General features: G+C 62.2%; 17 protein-coding genes. 3 read left to right on the top strand and 14 right to left on the bottom strand.

Going from position 1 to position 16,914, the window contains the following annotated elements; translation table 11 throughout:
• Positions 1-4 precede the first annotated feature (4 nt).
• Together ACYQ47_RS14240 and ACYQ47_RS14235 are read right to left on the bottom strand one after the other, a co-directional pair.
• Positions 5-667, bottom strand: a complete 663-nt coding sequence (locus ACYQ47_RS14240; protein ID WP_459905740.1) for an aspartate/glutamate racemase family protein — start codon at positions 665-667, stop codon at positions 5-7.
• A gap of 12 nt (positions 668-679) precedes the next feature.
• Complete coding sequence (locus tag ACYQ47_RS14235; protein ID WP_250511713.1) at positions 680-1,624, bottom strand: glutamate cyclase domain-containing protein; 945 nt, start codon at positions 1,622-1,624, stop codon at positions 680-682.
• 312 nt (positions 1,625-1,936) lie between these two features.
• Between ACYQ47_RS14235 and ACYQ47_RS14230 the strand changes: the two genes are divergently transcribed.
• Positions 1,937-2,779: a GntR family transcriptional regulator gene (locus ACYQ47_RS14230; protein ID WP_244831156.1), complete on the top strand. Its 843-nt coding sequence runs from the start codon at positions 1,937-1,939 to the stop codon at positions 2,777-2,779.
• Between the two features lie 15 nt (positions 2,780-2,794).
• Here ACYQ47_RS14230 and ACYQ47_RS14225 read toward each other — a convergent pair whose 3' ends face one another.
• Positions 2,795-4,129, bottom strand: coding sequence for an aminotransferase-like domain-containing protein (locus tag ACYQ47_RS14225; protein ID WP_459905737.1), 1,335 nt, complete (start codon positions 4,127-4,129; stop codon positions 2,795-2,797).
• 94 nt (positions 4,130-4,223) lie between these two features.
• Between ACYQ47_RS14225 and ACYQ47_RS14220 the strand changes: the two genes are divergently transcribed.
• Positions 4,224-4,838, top strand: a complete 615-nt coding sequence (locus ACYQ47_RS14220) for a DJ-1/PfpI family protein (protein ID WP_244831154.1) — start codon at positions 4,224-4,226, stop codon at positions 4,836-4,838.
• Positions 4,839-4,863: 25 nt separating this feature from the next.
• Here the strand turns inward: ACYQ47_RS14220 and ACYQ47_RS14215 are convergent, their stop codons facing one another.
• The 4 genes from ACYQ47_RS14215 to ACYQ47_RS14200 all read right to left on the bottom strand — a co-directional run bounded on the left by ACYQ47_RS14215 (position 4,864) and on the right by ACYQ47_RS14200 (position 9,481).
• The gene (locus ACYQ47_RS14215; RefSeq protein ID WP_459905735.1) at positions 4,864-6,093 is read right to left on the bottom strand and encodes a Gfo/Idh/MocA family protein; all 1,230 of its coding nucleotides are present in this window, start codon (positions 6,091-6,093) and stop codon (positions 4,864-4,866) included.
• A 48-nt stretch (positions 6,094-6,141) separates the two neighbouring features.
• Complete coding sequence (locus tag ACYQ47_RS14210; RefSeq protein ID WP_459905734.1) at positions 6,142-6,801, bottom strand: DUF1275 family protein; 660 nt, start codon at positions 6,799-6,801, stop codon at positions 6,142-6,144.
• A 161-nt stretch (positions 6,802-6,962) separates the two neighbouring features.
• Positions 6,963-8,252, bottom strand: a complete 1,290-nt coding sequence (locus ACYQ47_RS14205; RefSeq protein WP_250511717.1) for an MFS transporter — start codon at positions 8,250-8,252, stop codon at positions 6,963-6,965.
• A gap of 221 nt (positions 8,253-8,473) precedes the next feature.
• Positions 8,474-9,481, bottom strand: coding sequence for a zinc-dependent alcohol dehydrogenase family protein (locus ACYQ47_RS14200; protein ID WP_459905733.1), 1,008 nt, complete (start codon positions 9,479-9,481; stop codon positions 8,474-8,476).
• Between the two features lie 98 nt (positions 9,482-9,579).
• Here ACYQ47_RS14200 and ACYQ47_RS14195 point away from each other — a divergent pair, with 98 nt between their 5' ends.
• On the top strand, positions 9,580-10,509 hold the full coding sequence (locus ACYQ47_RS14195) for a LysR family transcriptional regulator (RefSeq protein ID WP_250511720.1): 930 nt from the start codon (positions 9,580-9,582) through the stop codon (positions 10,507-10,509).
• Between the two features lie 23 nt (positions 10,510-10,532).
• Here ACYQ47_RS14195 and ACYQ47_RS14190 read toward each other — a convergent pair whose 3' ends face one another.
• The 7 genes from ACYQ47_RS14190 to ACYQ47_RS14160 are packed head-to-tail and all read right to left on the bottom strand — an operon-like array spanning position 10,533 to position 16,663.
• Positions 10,533-11,783, bottom strand: a complete 1,251-nt coding sequence (locus ACYQ47_RS14190; RefSeq protein WP_250511722.1) for an NAD(P)/FAD-dependent oxidoreductase — start codon at positions 11,781-11,783, stop codon at positions 10,533-10,535.
• A 40-nt stretch (positions 11,784-11,823) separates the two neighbouring features.
• Entirely contained in the window at positions 11,824-13,080 is a 1,257-nt protein-coding gene (locus tag ACYQ47_RS14185) for an FAD-dependent oxidoreductase (protein WP_310391164.1), read from the bottom strand.
• Positions 13,080-13,460: a RidA family protein gene (locus tag ACYQ47_RS14180; RefSeq protein ID WP_244831146.1), complete on the bottom strand. Its 381-nt coding sequence runs from the start codon at positions 13,458-13,460 to the stop codon at positions 13,080-13,082. The genes ACYQ47_RS14185 and ACYQ47_RS14180 overlap by 1 nt, the downstream gene beginning before the upstream one ends.
• A gap of 55 nt (positions 13,461-13,515) precedes the next feature.
• A complete protein-coding gene (locus ACYQ47_RS14175; RefSeq protein WP_309964645.1) occupies positions 13,516-14,169 on the bottom strand; it encodes an amino acid ABC transporter permease in 654 nt (217 codons plus the stop codon).
• Positions 14,166-14,852, bottom strand: coding sequence for an amino acid ABC transporter permease (locus ACYQ47_RS14170; protein ID WP_244831144.1), 687 nt, complete (start codon positions 14,850-14,852; stop codon positions 14,166-14,168). Before ACYQ47_RS14170 ends, ACYQ47_RS14175 begins: the two co-directional genes overlap by 4 nt.
• Position 14,853: 1 nt before the next feature.
• Positions 14,854-15,672, bottom strand: coding sequence for an amino acid ABC transporter ATP-binding protein (locus ACYQ47_RS14165; RefSeq protein ID WP_459905732.1), 819 nt, complete (start codon positions 15,670-15,672; stop codon positions 14,854-14,856).
• A gap of 13 nt (positions 15,673-15,685) precedes the next feature.
• On the bottom strand, positions 15,686-16,663 hold the full coding sequence (locus tag ACYQ47_RS14160; RefSeq protein WP_244831143.1) for an ABC transporter substrate-binding protein: 978 nt from the start codon (positions 16,661-16,663) through the stop codon (positions 15,686-15,688).
• Positions 16,664-16,914: the final 251 nt, after the last annotated feature.

Genomic DNA, 16,914 nt, shown 5'->3' with positions numbered 1-16,914 from the left:
TCTCTCAGAGACCAAGGCGGCTTTTGAGCCGCCGCACCGCGCTTTGCGGAGCGGCGAACACGGGAACGCGCACCGCTTCTGTCACGAGCGCCTGCGCACGCGAAGTGGAGAAATGCGCGAGCAGGATCGCGTCGTAGCCATGCAGCTTCGCGGCTTCCTGGGCCACGAGCGCGTTGTGTGCCGATGCATCCCCCGCACGCAGCTTCGTCATGGCTTCGGCGGCCACGAACGTATCGAGCGTCGCTTGCGGATTGATGCGCGCGGCTTCCTCGGCGAACTCGGCTTCCATCGTCGGCACAGCCGGGGCGAAGGTCGCGATCATCGCGAGACGGCTGCCGCAGGCAAGCGCGTCCTGAAACATCGCGTCGTTCGGCTTGCAGACCGGCACCGGCAACTCGCGATCCGCTTTCTCTATGGCCGGACCAAACGCCGAACAGGTCGCGAAAATCGCGTCCGCGCCCGCTTCGTAGCCATAGCGCACGAGATTCACGAAGCGCTGCATCAGCGCCGGCGTGAGTTGCTCGTCCGCTGCGCGCGCGGCCGTGAGACCGTCGTCAAGCAGATTGCTCAAGCGCGCTTCGGGCCAGTCCGCTGCGAACGCGCGATGGATAGGCTCCATCGCGACCGGCGTGGCATGCAGCAATACGATCGAAAGATCCTGTCTCATGGCCCGTGTCCCCTAGCGCGCCACGCCCGGCGAAGACGAACGCGCGACCAGCGCCTGAATGCCGTCAATGATCGCAACGTGGTCTTCCAGCGGCAACCGGTCGATGGTCATCTGCAGCTTGCCGGGACGATCCACGCGGCTGTCGTCGATGGCCTGACCGATCTCCACGGCCGCCGCCAGCACCTCCTTCTCGAACGCGCCGTTGAAATGCGCGAGAAGCGGCTGTGCCAGCTCCGGCTTCAACTCCGCGACCGCGCCGAGCAAGCCATACGCGCCCCAGTTGGCGACGCCAGACACGATCAGATAGTCGGCCGGCGTGCGCGCGGCGATGAGCGGCCCGTTCGGGATGTCTGTTTCGACGATCTCTTTCGGCAACACGCCCATGCCGATCTCGTTGCCGCCGTCGCCGATCCCGATGGTCTTCCACGGCGCCTGCCATCCTTCGTCGGCGAAGAGGTAGTCGAGCGCGGCGGTGTCGTCGGAGATATCCCAGCCATGCTCGCGATGCGCGCGCCCGTCGGAGCCCAGCGAACAACGTTCGATGGCGATCAGATGCGTAATCGGATGCTCCGCCGTTTCGAGGCGCTTGCGCAGATCGCGCACGGCGGTGTCGTCGACATCGACCACTTCGAGCGCGACCTTGCCCGGCAACACGCGCGTCACGGCCCATGCGGCCTTGGCGCAAGGCGCATCGGTAATGACAGTCACGCGCATGCCCGCTTCGACAAAACCCGCTGCCAGTTGCGCCATGCCGTTGAGCCCGTCCGTTTCGGGCGAAGGCGGCTCGGCATGACGCACGAAAAATCCGCAGACGATGCCGATATGCGGCTCACGTTGTCCCGCAATGCTCGCGGCGGCGCGCGCCAGATTGCCCTTCGCGAAGGCGACCAGACGGCTGATGTCGCGCCGTACTTTCTGGCCGACGAGCGTTTCGATTCCTTCTATTGCGTCGCTCAACTCGTTCTCCTTTATTGGTGTGTCGTGCACGAACGGCCTGTTCGCAGGCGTGCCAGGGTCCTTCCGGGTCAGCGCCAGAATGTGTTTGGAACCTGGGTCGTCAGTGAAGAAGCCGGGTGCTTCGAATTGCTCGTCGATGAGCAACGACCCAACCTTAGCATGTGAATATACGTCGCGTATACTTTTCAAAAAAATAGTTGTTCATGCGCGCAAGAGCGTTATTGAGCAAGGCGAAGGCGTAATAGCCGACATCCTATATACTTCGCATATACGAAATTGAACGCCTGCGCCAGGGCGGGAAAACGAGAGACTATGCCGAAGCTGAAAACCGCCGCCGCGAAGACCGCCGGCAGAACCGTGTCGCGCAAGACGTCGGCGAAAGCCGCGCTCGTGTCATCCGACGATCCATCGCAATCGATACTCGATGCAGCCGAACCCGTCGCCGCCGAAAGCTCGATGAGCCAAACCGATTCGGCCGTGAACGCCATTCGCTCGCGCATCATCGATCTGACGATTTCGCCGGGCAGCCGTATAGACGAACCCATGCTGCTGAACGACTTCATGCTCGGACGCACGCCTGCGCGCGAAGCCATCAACAGGCTGGTCGCGGAAGGCTTCGTGAATATCGTGCCCAACCGCGGCGGGACCTTCGTGCGCCGGCTCGACTTCGAGGAGATCGGCGAGATTCTCGTCGCGCATCAGCTAGCCGAGAATATCCTCGCGCAGATGATGCGGTTCGAACCGGGACTGGCGGAAGACCTGACGACGATTCAGACGCAATACGTCACGCAAGTTCAGGCGCGCGCGTTTCTGAACATCACCGCGCTCAACGAGAAGTTCCACATGCGAATGAATCAGGCCGTGGGCAATGGCTTTTTCTATGAGTTTGCGCAATCGACGCACCGCCATGTCCGGCGGCTTTTGGTGCATCTCTACAAGATGGAAGCCGAATCGACGCCCGAAGAGCAGGACCTGCAGTTCGACAGGAACTTGCGTGAGCACGACAAGATCATCGATATCGTCAAGCGCAAGGACCGCGCGGCGCTCGTGAAGTATCTGCCCGCGCATGCGCGAGCGACACAGGACAGGTTCGTGCATCTGCTCAAGAGTCGCAATGCCCCGCCGTTCGATCTCAACGTCAAGCAGTTTCCCTGACGCGCCGGTGCATCTTCAATACGCGTACTCGCCGATCACCCGCCTCACTGTCTCGAGCGAATCGCGCAGCACATCGCGCTCGACGGAACCCAGCGCCAGCCGAATGGCATGCGGCACATGCGGCGAAACCGAATAAGGTTCAGCGGTCGCCACCGAAATGCCCTCGCGCATGAGTGACGCTGCAACCTGATCGGCGCGAACCTCTTCCGCGAGCGGCAGCCACACGAAATACGACGCAGGATGACGGACGCATCGCATGCCCGCGAGGATGTCGGCGGCCATTGCCTGACGATGCTTCGCGTCGCGACGCTTCTCCGCTTCGAGCCGGCGCACGGTGCCATCGGTGAGCCATCCGCAAGCAATTGCCGTCATCACGCCCGGCGTGTTCCAAGTGGTCGCTCTTATAGCGCGTTCGATCGCTTTCATGGCGTCGGCGAATGCCACCACGAAACCCACGCGCAAGCCCGTCGCGACGCTCTTCGAAAGCCCGGAGACATAGACGGTCGACTCGGGTGCGAGCGCGGCCAGCGGTGTGGGAGGATCGTCGACGAGGAAGGCGTATGCGGCGTCCTCGATGATCAAAAGCCCGTGCTTTCTTGCAATCGCCACGAGTTGCTTGCGACGATGCGCGCTCATCACCCAGCCAAGCGGATTGTGCAGCGTGGGCATGGCGTAGACCGCCCGCACGCGGCGCGTTTTGCATAAGTGGTCCAGCGCATCCAGATCAGGCCCGGAGCCGGCCGTTGGAATCGGCGCGAGTTCGAGCCCGTGCGCCTCGGCCAGTACCTTGAAGCCGGGATACGTCAATGCATCGGCCGCGACGACATCGCCGGGACGAAGCAAGCCCACGACGGTCGCCGCGAGCCCCGCTTGCGCGCCGTTGACGATGGACACTTCGTTCGCGCTCACCGCAAGCCCGCGCGCCTTCAAATGTCGCGCCACGATTGCCCGTTCATGCGGACGGCCACCGTGAGGCTGGTAACGAAGCAGACTTTCGAGATCGCCCGAAGCGGCGAGCTGGCGCAAGGCGTTGCGCAGCAACTCGGCCTGACCCGGCAGCGACGGATAATTGAAGTTGAGATCGATCATGTCCGATCCCAACACGTGCTGATCGACACCCAGGCCCGGCGGCAGGGAGATTTCCCGCACGAAAGTGCCGCGCCCGGTTTCGCCGCGCACGAGGCCCATGGCTTCCAGTTCCGCATAGACGCGCGACGCCGTGACGAGCGCGAGGCCCTTCGTGGCCGCAAGCTGGCGATGCGTGGGCAGGCGCGTGCCGGGGCGCAAACGGCCCGCGCGGATATCGGCGGCCAAGGAATCGACGAGCGTCTTGTAGCGGGGCTGGGCCATGCGAAGATGTATCCATGACAATTATTTGATTGTAATGGACTCCGGGTTTAGCATCGGCTCATTCGATCATTCAATCGCTCAACGGTGCGCCATCATGCATATCGCCATTCTCACGTTCGAAGGCTTCAACGAACTCGATTCGTTCATCGCGCTGGGCATTCTCAATCGCATCAAAAAGCCACACTGGCGCGTGTCGATTGCGACACCCGAAACGCGCGTGAAGTCGATGAACGGCGTGGTAATCGAAGGCCACATTTCCCTGCGCGAGGCGAGTGACGCGGATGCGGTCATCGTCGGAAGCGGATTGCTGACGCGCGAAGTCGTCGCCAATGCAGCGCTCATGGCGCAGATGCGGTTCGATCCGGCGCGGCAGTTACTCGGCGCGCAGTGTTCGGGCACGCTCGTGCTGGCAAAGCTCGGGTTGCTTGGGGGTGTTCCCGCTTGTACCGATCTGACGACGAAGCCGTGGGTCGAGGCAGCCGGCGTCGATGTGTTGAATCAGCCGTTTTTCGCCAACGGCAATGTGGCAACCGCTGGCGGCTGTCTTGCTTCGCAGTATCTGGCAGCTTGGGTTATTGCGCGATTCGAAGGCGTGGAAGCAGCCGAAAGCGCGCTGCATTATGTGGCCCCTGTGGCCGAGAAAGAAGACTACGTTGCGCGCGCCATGCGCAATATCACGCCGTACCTGGCGCTCTCGCCTACGCTTTGATGTGCGGCGAGAGCGCTTTGAATCTTCAAGCGCTCTCGGCCACCGCAATCGGCCGCCCTTCTCGCGCCGACCGATAAATCGCCTCCATCAACACCTGATCGCGCAGACCTTCTTCACCCGGTGTGTCGGGCTGGCGATCATCGCGCACGCACTGCGCAAAGTGGTCGATTTCAAGCATGAACTGATCCTTGAATTCGAGCCGCTGCTCTTCGACCACTTCGAAATCGTCCTTGCGTCGCGCAATGCGCATGCGCTGTCCCTTGTACGCAAACGCGTTCTCGATATCGATCCAGCCTCTTTCCATACGGATACGCATATCCTTCGATTCATGCGCGCCATAACTGCTTGCGCACTGCGCAATCGCGCCCGAGGGAAAGCGTAACGTGAACGCGATGGTTTCCTCCACTTCCCGATAGCGTTCGTCATCGGCGGGATTCACGATCTGCGCATAGACCTCGACGGGTTCCTCGCCGAGCACATGACGCACGCCATTCAAACAGTACAAGCCGATATCCGGCAACGCGCCGCCGCCCGCCAGGGCCGACCTCAAACGCCATTGACCGCCGGGACCTTGTACCTGCGCATTGGTCGCCTCGATGATGCGCGCCCTTCCCAGCTCGCCCGATTGCACGAGCTTCATCGCCGCACTGTTGAAGACTTCGAATTGGCAACGGTAAGCCACCATGAGCTTGACGCCCGCCTTCGCGCAGGCGTCGATCATCTGGCGCGCCTCGTCGGCGGTGTTGGCCATCGGCTTTTCGCATAGCACATGCTTGCCGGCCTTCGCTGCTGCAATGACGTGCGGCAGATGCAAGCCGTTAGGCGTGACGACGTATACCGCTTGAATGTCGGGATTGTCGGCGAGACGCGATATGTCATCGTAGCCAAGTACGGCCGCTTCGTTCACACCGTATTGCGCGGCCACCGCCCGCGCCTTGTCTGGACTGCCCGACACCAGCCCTGCAACCCGCGCGTGCTTACTGTTCACGAACGCCGGCAAAATCTGTTCGAGCGCCAAACGTCCTAGACCGACGATTGCAAAGCCAACACGTTTGTCCGGCGATGTCGGTGCTGGCGGCGGAGGCGATGGCTTGTCCGCATCGCCCTTCCAGTTCGGGAACTCGACCTTGCCGTCCTTGACGCTGCCCACGTCGATCTCTGCGGGCGCTTGCCATTCGCCGGATGCGGGCAGCTTCGGGCCATCGGCGGTGCCGGGGCCGGTGACGGAATAGGGAGTCGTATCGTTGCCAGACATGAGTAGTTTCTCCATCGTTGAACGATTGCTGGACGAATCGAACAGCAATCAATGCGCGAGCCGTTCCGCGTGCATGGTGCTGCCATACACGGTCGCAGTGAGTGCGCAGACGAGTGCGGCAAGCGCAATGGCCGCCAGCGCACCAGGGCCGAACAGAATATTCAGCACCGTGCCCGCAGCTGCGCCGACGATCCACGATATCCAGCGCAGCATGCCGAGCGCAGCCGCGCCGAACTTGCGGCTAGCGAGTTGCCTGCCGACGCTGATGAACGTACCCGTAATGAACGTGACGCCCGGCTGATCGGCGAGCGCCTGATTGATCGCGCCCATGCCTGCCGCGACGAGGCACGTCGTGAGCGGCGAGAACTGCTCGCCCGTGAGCGGCACGGCGCAAGCAAGAAGGATTGCGGTGAGCGTGAGGGACAGGGCGGCGCGCCATCGGGGAAAGCGCGTTCCAAGCCACGCGGCAAGCGTCGTGAACGCAAGAAAGCACGCGATGACGCAGATGAGCGGAATCGTCTTTTCGAACGCGCCTTGAACAAGCGACTGACTCAGCTTGGTGGAATTGCCGGTCATATAGACCGCCAGCCATTCCTTGCTGTGAAGCATGACGAGCGCATCCGTGCCGCCAGCGATAGCAACGAGCACGACGACCGGAAGAGGCGAACGAGCGAGCCGTTCGAGTATCGAAGAATTGGGTGAAGGCAAGGCGATGCTCCGTGACTGGCGGCATGGCGAAAGCGGTGCTCCGCGATGCAGGTGCGCGTGACGAACATCGTTCGCCAGGACCCTTTGCCTCGAGCATCGGGCGCAAGATCGATGCCCGACGCTTACCAGTCAGCTTGGCTACTACCTTCGTTGTTACTTCTTCAGACTGGCGCGCCACGCAGCCGCATGACTTGCGTTTCACGCACGGCGATCCATAAAATCAGCATGCCGAGTGCCGACAACGCGCTTGCGAGAATGAAAGCCGACGAGTAACCCGCGCCGTACTGAATCAGAAAGCCGGTAATGCTCGGCGAGAGAATGCCCGCGAGATTCGCGAGCAAATGTACGAAGCCGCCCGTTGCGCCAATGCGATCACGCGGCACGATGTCCTGCAACAGCGACCAGCACGCTTGCGGCGTCATGAAAGCGAAGAGACTCGCCACCGCGATCAACGCGACGGCAGGCGCAAGCGAACTCACGCGCGACACCAGCAACACGCAGATTGCCGCCACGCCAAGTCCCAGAATGATGACCGTCTTGCGCGCGAAGAGCACGTTGCCGGTCTTCTTGTAGAGCGCGTCGGAGATGATGCCGCCGAGCACGAAGCCCGCCGTCGCGCCGAGCCACGGCAGGATGCCGATCACGCTCATGTGCTTGATGTCGAGATGCTGATAGTCCGTGAAGTAGCTCGGCAACCATGACAAGAAGAAGTACAGCACGTAGTTGAACGCGAAGAACGCGGCAGCCACGCCGAGCACCGGCAACGACAGCAAATAGTGCATCACGCCCGCTTGCGAGCCTGCTTCAGCGGAACCTTCCGCGTGATGCGGCACGAGCCTGTCGCTCGCGATATGCGCGGCTTCCTCGCGCGTCACGGCAGGATGATCTTCCGGATGATCGCGAAAGCACCGCAACCAGAACGCAATCCACACGAAGCCGAGCACCGCGATCACGACGAAGGAGATGCGCCAGCCGAACTGCAAAGCGACCAGCCCGACGATCGGTGCGGCAATGGCGGCGCCCAACGGCTGACCGGCGTTCGTGAGACCCACGGCGCGGCCCGCTTCACTGCGCGGGAACCAGTTCGAGATCGACTTGTTGGTCGTCGTGCCCATTGGGCCTTCGGCGACACCGAACGCGACGCGCGCCACCATCAGCGTGGCGAAGTTGCCCGCGAATGCCGTGGCGCCGCAGAACAGTGACCAGAACGCGGCAGCAATGGCGAACACCTTGCGCGGACCAAACTTGTCGGCCGCCCATCCGCCGATAAAGCAGAACACGCAGTATCCGATGAAGAAACTGCTGAACAGCACGCCGAGTTGCGCGTCGTTGATATGCAGTTCGCTCTTGACGAGCGGTGCGACCACGGAGAGCGCCGCGCGGTCCAGATAGTTGAGCATGCCGGCAAAGAACAGCAGCGCGGCGACTATCCAGCGGTAGCGGAATCGCATGTCTTCTCCTTTGGGTGCTATCGAAGCGCGTAGGAATGCGCGCACGCGAGACCTGACGACGAATCTGTAAAGATACGTCATCATACAAGTCCAGTTGCTTGCCTCGCGTCCGTGAAAACCCTACGAACCGCCGGTTTCATGCGGTCCTTCGCACACAGAATGCTTTCCTTACATAGCGCCAAAAGGTGCATTACGATTGACTAGTTGTACGACAACCGGCATCAAGTGACGTCTATCACCACTTTTCCAAAATGGCCACCCGATTCGAGATAGGCATAGGCTTCCTGCGCGGCATCGAAGGGAAAGACGCGATCGATCACCGGTTCGATTCGGGACTGTGCGATCGCCTTGACCGCATCGGCGAGATTGGCCGTCGAGCCAGTCTGATTACCGACAATGCGCAAGGTCTTCACCATGACCTTGAGCAAGGGCATCTTCGTTTCCTCGCCGCCTAACAGCCCGACGACGAAGATCGTTCCACCGATTGCCGCCGCGTTCACCGAGCGCTCGAAAGTCGCCACGCCGACGGTTTCCACGACGAGATCCGCGCCACGCCCTTCCGTGGCTTCGAGCAACGCGACGTCCCACGCGGGCGTGGTCCGGTAGTTGATGGTGACGTCCGCGCCCAGCTTGCGCGCGCGGGCGAGCTTCTCGTCCGATGAAGACGCGATGATCACGCGCGCGCCCGCCGCCTTGGCAAGCGGCAGCGCAAACAGACTCACACCGCCCGTACCCAGCAACGCCACGGTGGACCCCGGCCGCACATTGCCCGCGACGATGGCGTTCCATGCGGTCGTCGCGGCGACCGGCAAACTTGCGGCCTGCACGAACGGCATGGCAGCGGGAATGGCGACGAGCGCGGTAGCGGGCACGACCGCATATTCCGCGAGCGAGCCCGGCATGGTGACGCCGCGAAGACGCTCGCCGTTCGCTACCGTGAGCGGTCCTGCGGCCCAATCCACGATCATTCCGGCGATCACGCGATCGCCCGCCTTCCAGCCTTTCACGCGCGATCCGACCTCGACGATCTCGCCCGCGCCATCCGCACCCGGCACGAAGCTCGCGTCCACGTTGCCGAAGCGCGCGTTCGCCACCATGAGATCGAGATAGTTGAGTCCCGCCGCGCGAATGCGGATGAGCACTTCGTCGCTTTCCGGTACGGGCTCGAGTGCGTTATCGGTCAACGTCAATTCGTAGGGCTTGCCTGCCTTCAGTCGATACGCTTTCACGGTGCGCTCCTTTTTCGTTAAGCACAGAGGTCATGCTAGCGAAGACGCGCCTCTATAATCGACCCATACGGCATAACATTCGTGCGTGGGGTGCATCAATGAACGGCATCGAAACGGATCAGGTTCAGGCGTTTCTCGCGGTGCTCGCGACCGGGAGTTTTACGGCGGCAGGCCGCCAGTTGGGGCGCGACGGCTCGGTCATTTCCCGACGTATCGCGGAACTGGAAACGCGTCTTGGCATTCGTTTGCTCGAACGGTCCACACGCCGCGTATCGGCGACGGAAGCAGGCACGCGTTATCGCGATCGCGTGCGCGAAGCGTGGGACATCATGCGCGATGCGGAAGACGAAGCGCGCTCGCAAGCTGCGACGCCGCGCGGACTCTTGCGCATCAGCTTGCCCGCAGGGTTCGGGCGCATGTGGATTGCGCCGCGCATGCCGGAGTTCCTTGCGCGCTATCCCTCGCTCGATGTCGAATGCACGTACACGGACCGTTATGTCGATCTGATCGAAGAACGTTTCGATGTAGGCGTGCGTATCGGCAAACTGGAAGACAGCCGGCTTGTCGCGCGGCCGCTTGCGACCATGCGGCGCTTACTGTGCGCATCGCCGGATTATCTCGCCGCGCGCGGACGTCCCACGAAGCCCGAAGACCTGATGCGCCATGAATGCATCGGCTTTTCGCGGCTCTCCACGCATCCGGTATGGCATCTGAAACGCGACGACATGCACCGCGCCATTCGCATCAACGCGAGAATGACGACCGATGAGATCGATGCCGTGCTGCATGCGGCGCGCTCAGGCGTCGGCATCATGTATGGGACGGACTGGCTCGTCTGCCGCGAATTGCAGAGCGGAGAGCTGGTGCAAGTGCTGCCCGGCTGGAAGGTGGACGCGGGCGAACAACTCAGCGTGGTGCGCGCGTCTTCCAAGCATGCGGCCGCGAAAACGCGTGCGTTCATCGACTGGGTGGTGCAATCGTTCGAGACGCCGCCGTGGGGGACTACGCGCAGACGTCGAGCGAAGTAAGACGCGCGCGGCGGCAGTATCGATTATTTAAAACGGTCCGCGGAGAAGCGCTCGATTGCGCCGGGACTCTTGCCGTGAATCAATCGCGCGACCATGTCGCCCGTGGTTCCCGCCAGCGTGATGCCGAGATGCTGATGCCCGAACGCGTAGATCACGCGCTTGTCCGCCGAAGATGGTCCGATCACCGGCAAGTAGTCCGGCATGGTCGGCCGGATACCGAGCCAGCTACTGGACACGGGCGCTTTGATATCCACGTTGCGGCGGATGCTTCGTTCGATGAACGCCGTGCGCGAAGGGTTCAACGGTGACTTGATCCCGCTCAACTCGATAGTCCCCGCAGCACGCAGCCGCAGGTCACGCAACGGCGTCATATAGAAGCTCGACTCAACGACGCAAGTCGGCCGCGTGAACATCGGCTTATCCAGCAGGAACTCGACGTGATAACCGCGCTCCGCGCCAAGCTGGATGGAATCGCCCATTTGCGCCGCGAGTTTCGCGGACCATGCGCCGCCCGCAATCACCACTCTGTCGGCGTGTAGCGTTTCGCCGGCAGCGGAACGCAGGCAGATGCCCGCGGTGCTGCTCGAAATATCGCTGACCTCCATGCGTGCGTAACGCTTCTCGTCGATCAGCGGTTTGGCCAGCGCCTGCACGAAGCCTTGCGGATCGACGAGATGGCACGCGGCAGGAAATAGCACGCCGCCCACCGTGCGCTGCTGCATGACGGGTTCCAGTTGCGTGAGTTCGGCCGCGCTTATCACCTCTTGACGAATGCCCAGCAAGCCACGCAGTTTGATATCGCCCGCGGCGCGCTCGAACGCTCCTTGCGTGCGATAAGAGTAGAGACAACCATCGCGCCGAATGAACGACTCAGCGTGTGGATTGTCTTCGAGAAGCGGCGCATATCCCTCGTGCGTACCATGCAGCAACGACGCAAGCGCTTCGCTATTGGCGACATAAGCGCGCCGGTTGCATTGCCCGAGAAACGCAGCGAGCCATCCCGCATAGCTTCCCAGGCGCGACCAGCGAATGGAAAGCGGCGAGTCCGCGCCGAACAGCAAGCCGGGAATGTCGCCCCAGATTTTCGGCTGCGGCACGGGCGTGCATGCGTAGTCCGCAATGGTGGCCGCATTGCCGAACGAAGCGCCGCCCGCTATCTCGCCCTTATCGACGAGCAACACGTCGAGACCCGTTCTTCGCAACCACAGCGCGCACGCAACGCCGACCACGCCCGCACCGATCACGATGACTTCGCGTCTTCCCTCACCCGACATGACTTGCCCTCTTGCATTGACTTGATTATCGCGCTTCGTTTCACCAGAAGCTGCGCGTGAGACTGAACGGCGTGCCGCGCGCATCGCTCCGGCTCGTGATCATCGACGTGATGAGATCCGCCGAGCCGCACGCAAGCGTCCAGCCGAGCGCGCCGTGTCCCGTGTTAACGAAAAGACGCGGCACCGCCGTCGGTGAAATGATCGGCAATCCATCTGCCGCCATGGGCCGTAGCCCGCACCAGGGCCGCACTTCGGCAGGCATCCGGATCTGCGGAAAAAGCCGCGTCAGCGCGCGTTTCAGGTTCTCCACGCGACCGGGCCGCAGCGTCTTGTCGAAGCCATCGAATTCGACGGTGCCCGCCACGCGCAGCATGTCCTTGAGCGGCGTTACGCCGATATGCTCGTAATCGTCGACGATAGGCCGTTGCGGCAGAAATCCCAGTTCGTCGGCACGGAGCGTAAGCGAATAGCCTTTGACGGGCGCCATCGGCAGGCGCACGCCGAGCGGGCCGACGAGCGACGGAGACATCGCGCCCGCGCATATCACGACGCTATCCGCGCTCAGATAATCGTCGGCAAGACGAACGCCGGCAACAGAACCGCGCTGCAGGTCGATACCGCTCACCGCGCTTCCCCACCGAAACGTCACGCCTTCGTGTTCGGCTGCGGCGGCGGTCGCGACACTGAACGCATGCGCGTCGCCCCACGCATCGGATTCGAGCAGGAGCGCCGTGCCAATGCTATGTGCAATGCCTCCAAGCGATGGTTCGAGCGCCACGCTTTGCGCTGCATCGAGTCGCCTGACCTTTGCGCCCATGCGCTCGAGCATGCGCGCGAACGATTCCGCGCGCCGCTCGGCGTCCTTGCCGCGAATCAGTTCAAGCAGGCCGCCACGCTGGATGCCCGCGTCTATGCGCTTCTGGCCGAGCAGACGCTCCATGGCCGCGAGGCTTTGCTGACCGAACGCGGTGAGCGTCGCAGCCGTCTTGTGGTACTTGGCCGCGCGGCAGTTGGCCAGAAAGCGCACGCCCCACATGCCGAGACCGGGGATTGCGCGAGGCCGCAGCAGAAGCGGCGCATCTTCGCGGCCGAGCCATTTAAGCAATTGCATCGGCGTGCCGGGTGAAGACCACGGCAACGCGCTGTTGGCCGCGAGCAAGCCGCCGTTGGCGAAGCTGGTTTCCAGGCCTGCTTCACGGCGGCTGTCTATCACGGTGACGCGGCAGCCCGCGCCCGCAAGCGCGAGCGCGGTCGTCGTCCCGATGATGCCCGCACCGATGACGATCACATGCTTCATCAGGCAACCTTGCTCACATCGGCATGAGCCAGGATTTCGATCTTGCCGCCTTGCACCATGAGATCGGCGATGATGGTCGCGCGGTTCGGATACGGCTTCGTGAAAAAGCGGCGATAGACCTCGTTCATGCCTTCGAAATAGCTCTTGTCCGTGAGAAAGACCTGCACCTGCGTGACGTCGTCCATGGTCGCGCCCGCCGACTCGACGATCTGCTTGAGATTCGCGAACGTCAGTTCGGCTTGCGTGGCGATGTCGCCATCCTCGATCGAACCGTCCGCGCGAATGGGAATGCTCGCCGTGTAGAGCGTGCCGTTCGAGACGGTCGCCCATTCGACCGGCGCGCTTCCGTTGGGCAAGCCGGTTTCGATGACCTTGCGCATACACTTACTCCTTCTGTTCTGTCTTGAGAGACTCTGGTTGGGAAAGACCGCTGTATCAGCCGTGAGCAGGCTGACGTCGCTCGATATGACGCATCAATTGCGACAGCGGATAACACAGCACGAAATAGAACGCCCCTACGGTGACGTAGATTTCGAACGGCATGAAATACTGCGAGCTCAAGTCCTGAGCGCGCAGCATGAGGTCGGGCGCGGCGATGAGCGAGGCCACCGACGTGTCCTTCAGAAGCGAGATGGCGACATTGCCCGAAGGCGCGAGCACCAGCCGAATGGCTTGCGGCAGCACGACCCAGCGCATGGCCGCGCCGCTCGTCATGCCGATGCTCGCGGCTGCTTCGCTTTGTCCGCGTGGCACCGCTTCGATGCCCGCGCGAAAGATCTCCGCGAAATACGCGGCGGCGTTCATGCCGAGACCAAGCACGGCGGCCTGATACGAATCGAAGCGAATGCCAATGGCAACGAAGCCGAAGTACACGAGAAAGAGTTGCACGAGCGCGGGCGTGCCGCGAAACACTTCGATATAGACACGTGCTAAACGCGCGGCCATGCCACGACTGCCCATCCTGACGATGGCGAGCACCATCCCGAGCACGACGCCAATAGCGATGGCGCCAAGCGCCAGACGCAGCGTTGCCCATGCCGCCTGAAACAGCTCGTCGTGCATGGAAGACCAAAGTTCGGAATAGTTCATGACAGCGCCGCCCTCGGTTTGCCGAGTCCGCGCTCGGTCGCTGTCGAAAGACGCGACAACGCCAGACTCAGCAGCAGATAGATGATCGCCACGATGAAGTAGATGAGGTTGGTCTGATATGTCTCGCTCACGAGCATCCTTGCGCGGAACACGAGTTCCGGCACCGCGACGGCGGAAGCGAGCGACGTATCCTTCAATAGCCCGATGGCGAAGTTGGCGAGCGCGGGCAAGGCGAGCCGCATCGATTGCGGCAGCACGACGGTTGCGAGCGCCATTGGCCATGTCATGCCGATGGCAAGCGCCGCCTCGCGTTGGCCTCGGTCGACGCCGTTGATCGACGAACGGAACACCTCGGAGAGAATCGCCGCGCCGTTGAGACCGAAGCCGAGCGTTGCGGCCACGAATGCGGGCAGCGTGACGCCGATCCGTTCGAGCCCGAAGTACAGCACGAACAACTGCGTCAGCAAGGGCACGTTGCGGAACAGTTCGAGATAGACGTTCGCCACCGCCTTCAACACGACACTGCGCGACAACCGCATGAGCGCGATCACGAAGCCCAGCAAGAAGGCCACGCAGAACGCGCTCGCGGTCAGCACCACGGTGGTCACCGCGCTCACGCACAACACGCGCACGAAATACGGCAGAAAATGCAGGCTGTGAGCCCACGCGGTGAGAAGCGCCATGTCAGTGCTCCAGCACCGCGCGCAAGAACGCGCGCGTGCGTTCGACCTTTGCATCGTGAAAGATCTGCCGTGGCGGTCCTTCCTCGACGATCTTGCCATCGGCCATGAACACGACCTTGTCGGACACGCTTTCAGCGAAGCGCATCTCGTGCGTCACGATGATCATCGTCATGCCTTCGTCCGCGAGCTTGCGCATGACGCCGAGCACTTCGCCCACGAGCTCGGGATCGAGCGCGGAAGTCGCTTCGTCGAAAAGCATGAGCCGCGGCTTCATGGCGAGCGCGCGCGCAATGGCCACGCGTTGTTGCTGGCCGCCCGACAATTGATCGGGAAACGCGTTGCGCTTCTCGTCCATGCCCACTTTCGTCAGCAACGCACGCGCTTCGTCGATCAACTCGCGGCCGCTGCGCTTCTGCACCTTGCGCGGTCCGAGCAGGACGTTGTCGATCACACTCAGGTGCGGAAACAGGTTGAAGCGTTGGAACACCATGCCGATATTCGCGCGCATGGCGGCGAGTTCGCGGCCCGACATCGCTTGCCAGCCGTTACCGTGACGACGCTCGCCGATAGCCGCGCCGTCGATGAAGATATGCCCCGCGCTCGGCGTCTCGAGAAAGTTCACGCAGCGCAACAGCGTGGTCTTGCCCGAGCCGCTCGGTCCGATCAGCGACACCTTTTGCCCCGGCATCACATCGAGGTCGATGCCCTTCAACACATGATGCGTGCCGAAGGACTTGTGCAGGCCGTCGATACGCACGAGCATGCGCGTATCGACCGAAGGAGTGGCGCTTAGCGTCGCAGACATATCGCGGTGTCCCATGATGATCTGGCCTTCAGGCGAAGGCTTTGCTGAAGTCCCGCGAATCGTGCGCGAACGGGCCAATCAGCGCGCCCTTCGCGTCGCGGTCCACGCCGGTGCGCGGGTCGGTCGGCAACGGCTGCAAGTAGTCGGGATTATCGATCCCGTACTTCGCGAGAATCGGCTTGATCTGGTTGGTGCGCCAGAGCCAGCGCACGCCTTCGTTGATGCCGTCGAACAGATCCTTCTTGTCCGGACTCACGCCCCAGATCGACGCGAACTTGCCCGTGAGGCTGGGGTACGCTGCGTCGAAACCGATGGGAATCTGTTTCAGTCCCCACGACGGATTCTGCTGGATCATGTAGTCCACGGTCGGCGCGTCGAGCACGGCAAAGTCGAGACGCCCCGCGACGACATCGCGCAAGCACGAGTCGATACCGTCATACAGTTTCACTTCGACGATGCCCGGAACCTTCTTCATGTCGGGCACGACCGAATAACCCGTCGCCGTGCCGATGGTGTGCCCGCTCAAGTCCGCGATGGCGAGCGAACTCTTCTGCGTCTGGTTTTGCCGCATGATGACGTAGGCGCCCGTGTAGAAAACGGGATCGGTGAGCAACAACAGCTTGGCGCGGATCGGCGTCCACGCGAAGTTGCCGCCGAACCAGTCCACGCGGCCCGACTTTACCGCTTCGATCACAGCGGAAAAGGTCATCTGCTGCACGTCGATCTTCAGTTGCAGACGCTCGGCGATCAACTGCAGCATGTCGAAGTCCGTTCCCACGAGCTTGCCGTCGCGCACGGATGCAATCGGCATGTCGCCGAGGCACGCAGCGGTCAGATAGCCGGGACGCACGGTTTTGATCGGCGCGAGCGTCGGTGCGGCGAGTGCCGCGCGACCGAGCGTGCTTGCGCCGAGTCCCGCGACGACCCCGTAGCCCGCCGTCTTGAGAAAGCCTCGCCGGGATGACTTGAGTGCGTCGATGGCGTGGGTGAGAGGATCGTCGAACATGGTGGTCAGCCCTTCCTGAATGGATTGATCGGGTAACGTCGGCGGTTTTTGCGTATATGCAAAACCATGAAAACCATCGTATTGAGCTAAAATTTGATGGTCAAGAAAAACTTTTTCATATACGCAAAAACATGCAAACGCCGGGCGCTTATGTCACCATGTCGTGATGGCGAAGTGGCGGCTCCCCGCATATCGAACGAATACAAGAGACACCATGCAAACAGAAAATCGCCCGCGGAAGGCGGCGCAGA

Source organism: Caballeronia sp. HLA56 (assembly GCF_054655155.1).
Note: the sequence above shows the minus strand (reverse complement) of the source record. Positions and strands in the feature narration are given on the sequence as shown.

Coding starts and splice junctions, on each gene's coding strand:
- ACYQ47_RS14190 (WP_250511722.1), bottom strand. CDS start 11,783: ATGTCGGGTGAGGGAAGACGCGAAGTCATCGTGATCGGTGCGGGCGTG.
- ACYQ47_RS14220 (WP_244831154.1), top strand. CDS start 4,224: ATGCATATCGCCATTCTCACGTTCGAAGGCTTCAACGAACTCGATTCG.
- ACYQ47_RS14240 (WP_459905740.1), bottom strand. CDS start 667: ATGAGACAGGATCTTTCGATCGTATTGCTGCATGCCACGCCGGTCGCG.
- ACYQ47_RS14230 (WP_244831156.1), top strand. CDS start 1,937: ATGCCGAAGCTGAAAACCGCCGCCGCGAAGACCGCCGGCAGAACCGTG.
- ACYQ47_RS14215 (WP_459905735.1), bottom strand. CDS start 6,093: ATGTCTGGCAACGATACGACTCCCTATTCCGTCACCGGCCCCGGCACC.
- ACYQ47_RS14180 (WP_244831146.1), bottom strand. CDS start 13,460: ATGCGCAAGGTCATCGAAACCGGCTTGCCCAACGGAAGCGCGCCGGTC.
- ACYQ47_RS14185 (WP_310391164.1), bottom strand. CDS start 13,080: ATGAAGCATGTGATCGTCATCGGTGCGGGCATCATCGGGACGACGACC.
- ACYQ47_RS14195 (WP_250511720.1), top strand. CDS start 9,580: ATGAACGGCATCGAAACGGATCAGGTTCAGGCGTTTCTCGCGGTGCTC.
- ACYQ47_RS14170 (WP_244831144.1), bottom strand. CDS start 14,852: ATGGCGCTTCTCACCGCGTGGGCTCACAGCCTGCATTTTCTGCCGTAT.
- ACYQ47_RS14160 (WP_244831143.1), bottom strand. CDS start 16,663: ATGTTCGACGATCCTCTCACCCACGCCATCGACGCACTCAAGTCATCC.
- ACYQ47_RS14165 (WP_459905732.1), bottom strand. CDS start 15,672: ATGGGACACCGCGATATGTCTGCGACGCTAAGCGCCACTCCTTCGGTC.
- ACYQ47_RS14205 (WP_250511717.1), bottom strand. CDS start 8,252: ATGCGATTCCGCTACCGCTGGATAGTCGCCGCGCTGCTGTTCTTTGCC.
- ACYQ47_RS14175 (WP_309964645.1), bottom strand. CDS start 14,169: ATGAACTATTCCGAACTTTGGTCTTCCATGCACGACGAGCTGTTTCAG.
- ACYQ47_RS14225 (WP_459905737.1), bottom strand. CDS start 4,129: ATGGCCCAGCCCCGCTACAAGACGCTCGTCGATTCCTTGGCCGCCGAT.